Origin of the sequence: Diaphorobacter sp. ED-3 (assembly GCF_027625375.1) — a bacterium.
GTDB classification, from domain to species: Bacteria; Pseudomonadota; Gammaproteobacteria; order Burkholderiales; family Burkholderiaceae_C; genus Diaphorobacter; species Diaphorobacter nitroreducens.
In genome coordinates this window covers 2,794,993-2,807,501 of the sequence record NZ_CP115182.1, presented here as the reverse complement: position 1 = coordinate 2,807,501, position 12,509 = coordinate 2,794,993, and the positions used below count along the sequence as shown (strand labels likewise).

Genomic DNA, 12,509 nt, shown 5'->3' with positions numbered 1-12,509 from the left:
GCTTGCAGTTGTGAGGCATGGGCCGGCATCAGCCGTCCTTGCCGTCCAGACGGGTGCGCATCAGCCAGGGTGTGTAGATCACGAGGTAGATCGCGAAAGCGATGGCCCACAGGCAGGCGGCGCCTTCCAGCGCATAGGCGTACCAGGCGGGTTGCACGGCGGGCACCAGCACGCGCAGCACGGCGGCCAGCATCACCAGGGCATAGGCCACCACCTCGCCGCGCGAGGGCTGCAGCGGCCGGCCCGTATGGCCGCGCGCGGTGCGCGTGACCATGCCGATGATCAGCCCGCCGATCACGCCCACGGCAAAGGCATGCACGGCCAGCGACGGCACGACCCAGCCCAGTTGCGCCAGCGCCAGCAGCACGAAGCCCAAGGGCAGCCATGCGTACGAAGCGTGCAGGATCCAGAGGATGGGGCGCTTGAACGTGACCTGCGGATGCCACTTCCACAGCCGCACCGCATGCATCACACCCGCCGCGAGGCTGGCCACCAGCACCACCGGCGCGGGCGCTGCGAACACCCACAGCGCCAGCGCCACGGCCGTGACGGCCAGCAGCGACAGCTCGAACTTGCGCGGCATGTTGATGACCAGGCCGGGCGTCACGTTGCGCGTGAACATGGGCACCACGCGGCCGGTGATCACGCTCACCACCATGAGGATCAGCGCCAGCTCGGCATACAGCGCGCTCACGGCCGGCACCGCCACGATGCCCAGCACCGAAAGATGGAACACCAGGTTGGCCGCAGCCATCAGCAGCAGCAGGCAGATCAGCGGAATGTTGCGCTTGTTGCCGGCCTTGATCAGCACGCGCAGCAGCACGGCGGCCACGGCCGGCAGCAGCAGCATGTCCAGCGTGGCATAGACGGCGTAGGGCGCCACCAGCGAAGCCAGCCGCGCGGCCAGCCACAGCAGGGCCAGCGCGCCCAGCAGCGGACCACGGGCCGTCTCCAGGCCGGTCCAGGCCTTGACGGCGGTGAGCAGAAAGCCCGCCACCACGCCCGCGGCGAAGCCGAACAGCATCTCGTGCGCATGCCACAGCAAAGGTGACATCGGCAACGGTACCTGGATGCGGCCCAGAAAGATCGCTATCCACAGCGGCACCGCCAGACAGGCCAGCAGGGCCGTGCCCAGGTAGAAGGGCCGAAACCCCAGTCGTAGCAATGGCCAGCCGTGCAGCGGAGCGGCGGGCTGGGCCGGGCGGGAGGCGGAGACGAGCGGGGGCAGGGACATGGCAGGCCTTTGGCAGGGCGGTTTTCTTAAGATTCATTTTACATGAATATTAAAAATCGGCCACAACTTCGAGCACAGACGGCCCGTTGAGACGGAGGGCGTTCAGTGGAGCGGCAGGGCCTGGGCGCAGGCGTGGGCGCTGGCCCAGGCCCATTGGAAGTTGTAGCCGCCCAGCCAGCCGGTGATGTCTACCACCTCGCCGATAAAGTACAGGCCCGGCTGGGTCTTGCATTCCATGGTCTGTTGCGACAGGGCGCGCGTATCCACGCCTCCCAGCGTCACCTCGGCCTTCTTGTAGCCTTCGGTGCCCGTGGGGGTGAGCTCCCAGCGCGCCAGCCGCTCGGCCAACCGCGCCAGGGCCTTGTCCGCGGCTTCGTTGATGGGGCGCTGCCAGTCCGCGCTCTGGCTGGCCCAGGCGTCGGCCAGACGGCTGGGCACGAGCGCGGCCAGTTCGTTGGCGATCAGCTTGCGCGAGCGCACCTTGGCCTGGGCCAGCGCGGCCGGCAGGTCCACGCCCGGTGCGAGGTTGATGGCCAGCGGCGTGCCCGGCTGCCAGTAGCTGGAGATCTGCAGCACGGCCGGGCCCGACAGCCCACGGTGCGTGAACAGCAGGTCTTCCACGAAGGCCATGCGTTCCTTCTTGGCGCCGGTGCTGATCTCCACCGGCAGCGCCAGCCCGGCAAGCTGCGCGTAGGGTGCCCAGGCCTGGCCGTCGAAGGTCAGCGGCACCAGGCCGGGGCGCTGCGCCACCAGCGGCAGTCCGAACTGCTGCGCCAGCCGGTAGCCGAAGTCCGTGGCACCGATCTTGGGGATGGACAGCCCGCCCGTCGCCACCACCAGGCTGCGCGCTTGCACCGGGCCGCGATCGGTATCGATTTGATAGCTGCCAGCGCTTGTACCGCCTGCCTCATCGGCCAAAAAGACTACATTCTTGACCCCGCAGGGCTGCCAGCGCTCCACGCGCCCCTGGGCGCATTCGGCCAGCAGCATGGCGATGATGTCCTCGGCCGAGCGGTCGGCAAACAGCTGGCCCTTGTGCTTCTCGTGGTAGGCGATGCCGTGGCGCTCCACCAGCGCGATGAAGTCCGCCGGCGTGTAGCGCGACAGCGCGGAGCGGCAGAACTGCGCGTTCTGCCCCACGAAGTGCTTGTGCGGCGCGCGCACGTCCAGGTCGCGGTTGGTGAAGTTACAGCGCCCACCGCCCGAGATGCGGACCTTTTCTGCCACTTTGTCGGCATGGTCGACGAGCAGCACCTTGAGCCCGCGCTGGCCCGCCTGGGCGGCGCAGAACAGGCCGGCGGCGCCGGCGCCGATGATGACGGCATCAAAGAAGGGTGTGGACACGGGCAGCAACCTGGCGGGCAAAGCCGCCGATTGTCGCGTACGGGCTCCAAGGCCGTGCAGTGCAGGCAGTTCAGTGCATGTAGTTGCCGTCGGGCCCAATCACGGCAATGTCCACGTAGCTGGAGCCATTGCGGTTCTGCGCACTGTACTGGTAGGTGTAGCCGCCCAGGTCCACCTTGTGCAGTCCTTCCAGGGTCGCGGCCAGCGATGCGCCCGTCACCGAAGGGCCCGCGGCGCGCAGGCCTTCAATGAGGATGCGCGCGTCCAGGTAGCCCCTGAAGCGGTCGTAGTCCACGGGGTGGCCGTGGCGCTTCATGGACGCCTGGAACTCGCGCGCCACGGCAGTGGTCAGCCGCGTAGGCGGCGGCGTGGTCCGCGCCACGGCCAGCCCGCGTGCGTCACTGCCCAGTGCGCGGATGACCTGCGCACCCGCGCCCAGCGACAGCGTGTACACCGGCACGCCGAGGTGCGCCTTGTTGGCGCGCACGTAGGCCACCACGGGCGGGCCCGCGGCAATCATTACCACGGCTTGCGGCCGCAGGGCCGCCAGGGCCTTGGCGGCGGCCTCGGCGTCCTGGCCGCTGCTGTGCATGGCATGGGCGCCCACGAAGGTGCCGCCCTCGGCCGTGATGGCCTTCTCGACCAGGGGCAGGGCGAGCTTGCCGAAGTCATTGTTCTCGTAGGCGACGTCGATGCGCGTGGTCTGAATGGCCACGAGGTTGCGCACGATCTTCACCAGCTCGTCCGCGTAGCTGGCGCTGGTGGTGAACAGGTAGGGGCTGCGCGCGCCGTGCACTGCGGGGCTGCCGGTGTAGACGGCCACCAGCGGCGTGCGCGCCTGCGCCAGGTAGGGCAGCAGCGCCAGCACCTGCGAGGTGCCGGCCTGGCCGAACAGCGCGATCACGCCGCTGTCCTGCACGAGTCTGCGGGCGTTGTCCAGGGCGAGCGCGGCGTCGAACTTGTCGTCCAGGGACACGAGCTGCACCTTGCGCCCTGCGACGCCGCCGGCCTCGTTGAAGTCCGCCAGGGCGGCCTCCTGCCCCTCGTGCACCGGCGTGAGGAACGGCGCCATGGGGCCCGACAGTGCCGAGGAGCGCCCGATGAGGATGGCTGCCTTGGCGTCTGCCGAGCGCTGCTGGGCCAGCGCCGGCCACGTGAGCGCACAGGCACTCGCGCACAGCGACTGCAGCAGCCGCCTGCGCGGCGCACAAGGGTGGACGATGAACGGCGTGGTCATGGGAGCTCCCTGCTTTTTGTATTGGGCTGGCGCTGCACCGCCATGGGCAGCGCAGGGGCCATGCTAGGAACGCCGGCGCAAGCGCCCACTGGGGGAAACCAAGAAACCGTGACGCGGGTGTGACACGGGGCGTGGCGGGTGAAGGCACGTGCTCCGGCCCCGCACGGTCGGCGTAAACACGCTCTAATACCGCCATGCACCTTCCCGCGCACCAACTCAGCATGACCGTGCTCATGTCGCCCGACATGGCCAACTTCTCCGGCAACGTCCACGGCGGCGCCATCCTCAAGCTGCTGGACCAGGTGGCCTATGCCTGCGCCAGCCGCTATTCGGGCAGCTACGTGGTCACGCTGAGCGTGGACCAGGTGATGTTCCTGCAGCCCATCCACGTGGGCGAACTGGTGACCTTCCTGGCCAGCGTCAACCATACTGGCACGTCGTCCATGGAGATCGGCATCAAGGTGGTGGCCGAGAACATCCGCACCCAGGTGGTGCGGCATGTGAACAGCTGTTTCTTCTCGATGGTGGCAGTGGACGATGCGGGCAAACCCACCCCCGTGCCGCCGCTGGCCCCCACCAGCTACGACGAGCGCCGCCGCTGGGAGGCCGCGCTGCTGCGCAAGGCCCTGCGCAAGGAACAGGCCGAGCGCTTCGCGCAGATCCGCCAGGCGGCGCAGGCCAGCGCCGCCGGCTGAGCCGTCACACCGCCCGGCTGCGCGTGCCTGCTACCGGGGCTGCATCTTCGCCGTGCGCCACGGCCTGGATGCCGCGCACCACGTCGCCGATCACGATCACCGAGGGGCTGGCCAGCCCCTCGCGGGTGATGGTGGACTGCAACTGGCCCAGCGTGGTCACCGCGTGGCGCTGCTGCGGCAGGCTCACATGCTGGATCACCACCGCCGGCGTGTGCGCAGGCAGGCCGGTAAGCAGTTCCTCCTGGATGTGGGCGCAGCCGGTCACGCCCATGTAGATCACCAGGGTCAGGCGTGCATCGCGCGCGGTGGCGGCCAGCTGGCGCCAGTCGGTGCCTTGTTTCCCAGGCTTGTTGTGGCCCGTGATGAAGACCACGCCGTGCGCATGTTCGCGGTGGGTGAGCGGCGCGCCCAGCTGCGTCATGCCCGCCAGGCCGGCGGTGATGCCATTGACCACCTGCACCGGCACGCCCGCCGCGCGCAGGTGCTCCACCTCTTCGCCTCCCCGCCCAAAGATGAACGGATCGCCGCCCTTCAGGCGCACCACGGTCTCGCCCTCCTGCACGGCGGTGAGCATGAGCCTTTCGATGAACGCCTGGGGCGTGCTCTTGCAGCCGCCGCGCTTGCCCACATGCACGACGCGGGCGCCGGGGCGGGCCAGGGCGACGATGGCGTCGCTCACCAGGTCGTCCACCAGCAGCACGGTGGCGGCCTGGATGGCCTTCACCGCCTTGAGGGTGAGCAGCTCGGGGTCGCCGGGGCCGGCGCCCACCAGGGTGCAGCTGCCTGCATGGGCTGGAAGAGAAGGTGTGGTCATGACGAGGCCTGTGCAGTGATTTGACGGCTCAAGTGCAAGATATGTTCCACCTGCTGGCGCAGGGCAGGGGGCACGGGCGCGTCGCCCGCCAGCACGCGCCGGGTATAGGCGGCGGTGGTGGCCACGTCGATCTCGGTCGGCAGGCCCGGCACTTCGGCGGCCGTGCCGGGCTGCTGGTCTTGCAGCAGTTGGTGCGTGCCGCCAATGAAGGCGTCGTAGCGCGGCGTGCGGCGCGGGTCGGCCGCCACCTCGCCCTCCAGCCCGCGCGACAGCAACGCGTGCGCGCCCAGCGTGGCAAAGGTGCCGCTCAGGATGTCGAAATATTCGGGGTGGGTGAAGCTGCTCACCACCAGCGCCGGGCCGGCGCAGGGGTTCATCAGCTTGGCCACGCTGTGCCCCGGTGTGCGCAGGCCGATCACCTCGCGCACCGCCAGCAGGCGCGCCAGCCCGGGCAGCAGCACCGCGGTGCCGATGTGCGCCACGCTGCCGGGTGCTATGGATCGAGGAGCTGTTAGCGCAGGTATATCCAGCGCTTCAAGCACATCTGATGCCAGAACGCGGCGCGCCTCGGTGCGCATGCCGTGCAACAGCACGGGCAAGCCTTCGCGCGCCAGCAGCAGCGCCAGCAGCGGCGTGAGCACGGGCAGCTTGCGCGCGCCGTTGTAGCTGGGCAGCACGATGAGCGGCTGCCCGTTCGCACAGGCCGGTATGGCGGCCATGCGCGCATGCACCGCGTCCAGCAGGCCGCACATTTCCTCGGCGGTCTCGCCCTTGATGCGCATGGCCACGCAGAAGGCGCCGATCTCCAGATCGGTCACCCGGCCGTCGAGCACTTGCCCGAACAGGTCGGCGGCTTGCGCGCGGTCCAGCGCCTTGGCGCCGCGTGCGCCGCGGCCGATTTCCTTGATGTAGTGGCTGATGCCCATGGGGTATTGGCTGGCGGGTGGGACGAGTGGTGTCCATTCTGCGGCATGTCTGATAACCGCCTGTTATATGCGTGCGGCGGATTGCGTGCCGCGTCACGCTGCCTGCACCGCAGTGGTGCCTATGCCCGCGACCGCCGCCTGCACCATGCGCTTGAGCTCGGGCACGCAGGAGCCGCATTGCGTGCCGCAGCGCAGCGCGCCCTGCAACTGCGCCAAGCGCTCGGCCGGGCTGCCCTGGCACTGGCCCAGGCGCTCGGTGATGTCGGTATCGGTCACGTTCAGGCAGACGCACACCCGCTTGCCGCGTGCGGCCACGGCCACGGGCGGCTGTTGGGTGGGCAGCAGCAGCAACCGGCCATAGGTCTGCACGGGCAGTTCTTCCTGCAGCAGGGTGCGCAGCCAGCCGCCAGCGCTGCCATTGCCGGCCAGCAGCAGTGCGTCCAAAGTGGTGCGGCCGTCGGCCTGGCGCTGCAGGCGCGCGGCGCGGTGCTGGGCGCGGCGGCGGTCGGCGTAGCGCAGCGTGCCAGGCCCGTCCAGGTGCAGCAGGTGCTCGATGCGCGCGAGCAGGGCTGGTGGCGGCGCCTCGTGCGCGGCGCCGCGCAGCAGAACGCCCGTGCGCGCGGGACCTGCCGTCGGCGCGGCGGCGCTGAAGGGCACGCAGTGGGCGAAGGGTAGCTCTGGCATCAGCGCGGCCAGGGCCTCGCGCGCGGCCAGGGCTTCGCCCTCGGGCAGCCAGGCCATGGCCAGCAGCGTCCAGGGCAGCTCGGCCTTGAGCACCTTCACCGCCGCGTGCTTGAGCTCCGGCTGTTTGGAGCCAGGGCAGAAGGCCGGCGTGGTGAGCGCGTTCACGCCCGCCAGCGGCCGGCCCGTGCTGGAGCGCCCGCCCAGGTATTCGCCGCCCCAGTGCATGGCCATGAAGGCCTGCCCGGGTGCCAGTGTGTCGTCGGCCTGCACGGGCGCGATGATGGAGCCGCGCGCGCTGGTCACATGCGCCAGGTCGCCAGCGGCCAGCTGCAGGCGCTGCAGGTCCTGCGGGTGCATCTGCAGCGCGGGCTCGGACGCGTGGCCGAACAGCCGCCCCAGCGTGCCGGTGCGGCTCATGCCGTGCCACTGGTCGCGCAGGCGTCCCGTGGTCAGGCTGAACGGGTAGCGCGCGCTGGGCGGCTCAGCCAGGGGCTGCCAGGCCGTGGGGACGAAGCGTGCACGCCCGTCGGGTGTGGGAAAGACGCCGTCCGCATACAGGCGCGCGCGGCCCGCGCGGGCGCCGCTCGGGTAGGGCCACTGCTGCGGCCCGTCGGCCTCCAGCGCGGCCCAGGTCAGGCCGGTGATGTCCAGGTCGCGCCCGCGCGTGGTCTCGCGGTGCTCGTTCCAAATGGCTTCGGCACAGGCCTGCGCCGTGTCCCCGGCGTAGGGGAACAGCGTGGGCTGGCCGGGGCGCAGGTGCCTCTCCAGCCGCTGCGCCAGCGCGAGCGCGATCTGCCAGTCGTGCCGCGCGCAGCCGGGTGCGGCCACTGCCGCGCGCACGCGGCTGATGCAGCGCTCGCTGTTGGTGACGGTGCCGGTCTTCTCGCCCCAGGTGGTGGCAGGCAGCAGCAGGTCGGCGTACTGCGCGGTGGCGGTGGTGGCAAAGGCCTCCTGCACCACCACAAACTCGGCGCGCTGCAGGGCGCGGCGCACGGTGGTCTGGTCGGGCAGGCTCTGCGCGGGGTTGGTGCAGGCGATCCACAGCGCCTTGATCTCGCCGTCGGCCGCGGCCTGGAACATCTCCACCGCCGTCTTGCCGGGCCGCGCGGGCACCGACCCCACGCCCCACAGCCGGGCCACTTCGGCGCGGTGGTCGGGGTTGGCCATGTCGCGGTGCGCGGGCAGCAGGTTGGCCAGGCCCCCCACCTCGCGTCCGCCCATGGCGTTGGGCTGGCCCGTCAGGCTGAAGGGGCCTGCGCCCGGTTGGCCGATCTGCCCGCAGGCCAGGTGCAGGTGGATCAGCGCGGCGTTCTTGGCCGTGCCGCTGGTGCTCTGGTTGAGACCCTGGCAGTACAGGCTCAGCGTGGGCCGGCGCGGCCCACCCCCCGCCATGCCCTCCACGCCTGCGAACCAGCGCGCTGCGGTGGCAATGTCCTGCGGCGGCAGGCCGCAGACGGCGGCAGCGCGCTCTGGCGTGCAGTCCTGCACCACGGCCTGCAGATCGGCGAAGCCGCTGGTGTGCCGCGCGATGTAGCCCTGGTCCACCCAGCCCTCGCGCAGCATCACGTGCAGCATGGCGTTGAACAGCATCACGTCGCTGCCCGGCAGCAGGGGCAGGAACAGATCGGCCATGGCCGCGGTGTCGGTGCGGCGCGGATCGGCCACGATGATCTTCATGGCCGGGTTGGCGGCGCGCGCGTCCTCGATGCGGCGAAACACGATGGGGTGCGCCCAGGCCGTGTTGCTGCCGGCGATGAACAGGCACTGCGCGTGGGCCAGGTCGTCGTAGCAGGCGGGCGGCGCGTCGGCGCCCAGCGTGGCCTTGTAGCCGGCCACGGCGCTGCTCATGCACAGGCGCGAGTTGGTGTCGATGTTGTTGGTGCCGATCAGGCCCTTGGCCAGCTTGTTGAAGACGTAGTAGTCCTCGGTGAGCAACTGGCCACTCAGGTAGAAGCCCACCGCGTCGGGGCCGTGGCGGTCGATGGTGGCGGCGAAGCGCTGCGCCGCGGTGTCGAGAGCCGCGTCCCAGTCGATGGGGTGCGCTGCCTGGCCGCGCTGCGGGCGCAGCTGGGGTTGCAGCAGCCGGGTCTGCAGTGTGATGGGCCGGCTGGCGGTGAGGTGCAGGGTGCTTCCCTTGGTGCACAGGCGGCCGAAGTTGGCGGGGTGGTGGGGGTCGCCGCGCACGCCGGTGATGGTGTCGCCGTCGGACTGGATGATCACGCCGCAGCCTACGCCGCAGTAGGGGCAGGTGGAGGGGGTTTCTTTCATGGCGTGGTTTCTTGGGGTTTTGGGGCTTTAAGGCTTGATAGGCGGGCGCGGGTAGCTATATTTTTTTGATGTCGCTGGCCGGGATGTGCGCCCGGCGGCGCACCTACCTTTCTTTGCTTCGTCAAAGAAAGGTAGGCCAAAGAAAGACGACCCTACAGGCTGCGTCCCTCCGCTTCGCTGCGGGCAACCTGCGGTGCTCGCGTCCAGCGGGGTCTCGCTCGAACTCGCGCCTTTGGCGCTCAAACAATCGCGAGCCCTGATCCGCTGGCCGCTGCGCTCCTCGGCGCATCCTGAAGGGAACCCGCAAACCGGACAGCCGCAAGAGCCATCGCTGCGCTCGGTCTGGTGCGGGCTATGCAGAGGCCTTGCAGCGCTGCGCGGGGCCAGCCACGGGGCGTTGCAGGTCCAGGGCGTGGTGGGCCAGTTCCTGGGCGTCCAGGTAGACGGTGCCGGCTTCCACCTTGACCTGAAAGCGCGGCGTGCAGCCTTCGTCGGGGGCGGCGGCCTGGCCGTCGCACAGGCCGATGGTCCAGTTGTGCAGCGGGCAGGCCACGCTGTTGCCGAAGACGATGCCCTGGCTCAAGGGGCCGCCCTTGTGAGGGCAGCGGTCGAGCAGGGCGAACACGCCGCCGGCGTCGTTGCGGAAGACGGCCACGTCCATGCCGTGCGGGCGGGCCACGCGGCGCGCGCCGAGCACGGGGATGTCGTCCAGGGAGCAGATCGGGGTCCAGGTGGTCATAGCTATTCCTTTAGGAGCGGTTGGCGCTTGCTGGCAGGGCGTGACAGGCACTTTTGACTGAAACTCATGCCAACGTTCATGCGGGGATCGGCGTGATCGGGATGAACTGGCGCCGGTCCACCGCCGCCGGCTCGAACTCGAACCACGGGTCGGGCTCGCCCGCCAGCGCGTCCTGCAGCTCGCGCCACAGCGCCTGGCGGCCGGGGGCATCTTGGAGTACGCGGCGCTTGACGTAGTCCAATCCCACGCGGGCGACGAAGTGCACCGTGCGCTCCAGGTACCAGCCCTCCAGGCGGTACAGCTGCATGAAGGCGCCCGTGTACTCCAGCACCTCCTCGGCGGTCTTGAGCTTGGTGAAGAACTGCGCCACCTCGGTCTTGATGCCTCCGTTGCCGGCCACGTACATCTCCCAGCCCGAGTCCACGCCGATGATCCCCACATCCTTGATGCCGCTCTCGGCGCAGTTGCGCGGGCAGCCGCTGACGGCGAACTTGACCTTGTGCGGCGCGTACATGCCCACGAAGGCGTGCTCCAGGTCCTTGCCGAGCTGCGTGCTGTCCTGCGTGCCCATGCGGCACCACTCGCTGCCCACGCAGGTCTTCACGGTGCGCAGCGCCTTGGCGTAGGCGTGGCCGCAGGGCATGCCGATGTCGCGCCAGACGTTGACCAGGTCTTCCTTCTTCACGCCCAGCAGGTCGATGCGCTGGCCGCCCGTGACCTTCACCGTGGGGATCTGGTACTTGTCCACCACGTCGGCGATGCGGCGCAGTTCGGCGGCACTGGTCTCGCCGCCCCACATGCGCGGCACCACACTGTAGGTGCCATCTTTCTGAATGTTGGCGTGGCTGCGCTCGTTGATGAAGCGGCTTTGCGGGTCGTCCCGCGCCTCCTTGGGCCAAGTGCTGATGAGGTAGTAGTTCACGGCCGGGCGGCAGGTGGCGCAGCCGTTGGGCGTCTTCCACTCCAGGAAGCGAAACACGCCGTCCACGGTCAACAGCCGGTGTGTGCGGATGGCTTCGCGCACGGCCTGGTGGCCGTGGTCGGTGCAGGCGCACACGGGCTTGGTCTTGGGCGTGGCGGAATAGTCGCCGCCCGCAGTGGCCATGAGGATCTGCTCCACCAGCCCGGTGCACGAGCCGCAGCTGGCGCTGGCCTTGGTGTGCTTGCGCACCTCGTCCAGCGTGAACAGGCCCTTGTCCTTGATGGCCTTGCAGATCTGGCCCTTGGTCACGCCGTTGCAGCCGCAGACCTCGTCGCTGTCGGCCATGGCGGCGGCCTTGTTCTGGCCCTGATGGCCCGCGTCGCCCAGGTGCGATTCGCCGAACATGAGCCGGTCGCGGATGTCGGCCACGCTGCGGCCGTCACGCAGCAGCTTGAAGTACCAGCTGCCGTCCACCGTGTCGCCATAGAGGCAGGCGCCCACGAGCCGGTCGTCCTTGAGCACCAGCTTCTTGTATACACCCCCGCCCTCGGCATGCGGGTCGCTGAGCACGATCTCCTCCGTGCCCTCGCCGCCCTGGAAGTCGCCGGCGGAAAACAGGTCGATGCCCGTGACCTTGAGCTTGGTGGAGGTGAGCGAGCCCTGGTAGCGCCCGATGCCCCATTCCGCCAGGTGGTTGGCCAGCACCTTGCCCTGCTCGAACAGCGGCGCCACCAGCCCGTAGGCGATGCCGCGGTGCGCCGCGCATTCGCCCACGGCGTAGATGCGTGGGTCGGTCACGGTCTGCAGCGTGTCGCTGACGACGATGCCGCGGTTGACGTGCAGGTGCATCTGCTCGGCCAGGGCCGTGTTGGGGCGGATGCCCACGGCCATCACCACGAGCTGGGCGGGCACCTCGCTGCCGTCCTTGAAGCGCACCGCAGCCACGCGGCCGTCGCCGCCGGCCACCAGTTCCTGCGTCTGCGCCTGCATCAGGAACTGCATGCCGCGCTCGGCCAGCGACTGCTGCAGCAGCTTGCCCGCCACGTCGTCAAGCTGGCGCTCCATGAGCCACTCGCCCGCATGCACCACGGTGACCTGCATGCCGCGCTTCATGAGGCCGTTGGCCGCCTCCAGGCCCAGCAGGCCGCCGCCGATCACCACGGCGTGCCGGTAGCTAGCGGCAGCGTCGATCATGGCCTGCGTGTCCGCGATGTCGCGGTAGGCCAGCACGCCGGGCAGCTCACGGCCCGGAATGGGCAGCATGAACGGGTTGGAGCCCGTGGCGAGGATCAGCCGGTCGTAGGGGGCCTCGACGGTGCGGCCGTCCTGCGCCACGCCATGCACGGTGCGCCGCGTGCGGTCCACGTGGGTCACGGTGCACCCCGCGTGCAGCGTGATGTGGTGGTCCGCATACCAGGACCAGTCGTTGAGGACGATCTCCTCCAGCGTCTGCTCGCCCGCCAGCACGGGCGACAGCAGGATGCGGTTGTAGTTGGGGTGCGGCTCGGCGCCGAACACCGTGATGTCGTAGAGGTCGGGCGCGATCTTGAGCAGCTCTTCCAGCGCGCGCACGCCTGCCATGCCATTGCCCACCATCACCAGCCTGGATTGCTTCACCATCGTCTCCCCGGCGGGAATGCCCCGCG

9 protein-coding genes are annotated in these 12,509 nt (G+C 69.8%); 1 reads left to right on the top strand and 8 read right to left on the bottom strand.

Going from position 1 to position 12,509, the window contains the following annotated elements:
• Positions 1–28: 28 nt before the first annotated feature.
• The 3 genes from PCQ86_RS13650 to PCQ86_RS13640 form a co-directional block, all read right to left on the bottom strand.
• On the bottom strand, positions 29–1,234 hold the full coding sequence (locus PCQ86_RS13650) for an NnrS family protein (protein ID WP_270173991.1): 1,206 nt from the start codon (positions 1,232–1,234) through the stop codon (positions 29–31).
• 102 nt (positions 1,235–1,336) lie between these two features.
• Positions 1,337–2,578, bottom strand: coding sequence for an NAD(P)/FAD-dependent oxidoreductase (locus tag PCQ86_RS13645; protein ID WP_270173990.1), 1,242 nt, complete (start codon positions 2,576–2,578; stop codon positions 1,337–1,339).
• Positions 2,579–2,648: 70 nt separating this feature from the next.
• Positions 2,649–3,815 (bottom strand): ABC transporter substrate-binding protein, encoded by a 1,167-nt coding sequence (locus tag PCQ86_RS13640; RefSeq protein WP_270173989.1) that lies wholly within the window; start codon positions 3,813–3,815, stop codon positions 2,649–2,651.
• 194 nt (positions 3,816–4,009) lie between these two features.
• On the opposite strand from PCQ86_RS13640, the gene PCQ86_RS13635 reads away from it, so the two are divergent.
• A complete protein-coding gene (locus tag PCQ86_RS13635) occupies positions 4,010–4,510 on the top strand; it encodes an acyl-CoA thioesterase (RefSeq protein WP_011806000.1) in 501 nt (166 codons plus the stop codon).
• A 4-nt stretch (positions 4,511–4,514) separates the two neighbouring features.
• On the opposite strand, the gene cobA is transcribed toward PCQ86_RS13635, so the two are convergent.
• From cobA to nirB, 5 genes are all read right to left on the bottom strand, one after another.
• Positions 4,515–5,324 (bottom strand): uroporphyrinogen-III C-methyltransferase, encoded by an 810-nt coding sequence (gene cobA, locus PCQ86_RS13630; protein WP_270173988.1) that lies wholly within the window; start codon positions 5,322–5,324, stop codon positions 4,515–4,517.
• Positions 5,321–6,250: a DNA-binding protein YbiB gene (ybiB, locus tag PCQ86_RS13625; RefSeq protein ID WP_270173987.1), complete on the bottom strand. Its 930-nt coding sequence runs from the start codon at positions 6,248–6,250 to the stop codon at positions 5,321–5,323. Before ybiB ends, cobA begins: the two co-directional genes overlap by 4 nt.
• A gap of 93 nt (positions 6,251–6,343) precedes the next feature.
• Positions 6,344–9,202, bottom strand: coding sequence for a nitrate reductase (locus tag PCQ86_RS13620; RefSeq protein WP_270173986.1), 2,859 nt, complete (start codon positions 9,200–9,202; stop codon positions 6,344–6,346).
• Between the two features lie 352 nt (positions 9,203–9,554).
• Complete coding sequence (gene nirD / locus PCQ86_RS13615) at positions 9,555–9,941, bottom strand: nitrite reductase small subunit NirD (RefSeq protein ID WP_270173985.1); 387 nt, start codon at positions 9,939–9,941, stop codon at positions 9,555–9,557.
• 76 nt (positions 9,942–10,017) lie between these two features.
• The gene (gene nirB / locus PCQ86_RS13610) at positions 10,018–12,483 is read right to left on the bottom strand and encodes a nitrite reductase large subunit NirB (RefSeq protein WP_270173984.1); all 2,466 of its coding nucleotides are present in this window, start codon (positions 12,481–12,483) and stop codon (positions 10,018–10,020) included.
• Positions 12,484–12,509 lie beyond the last annotated feature (26 nt).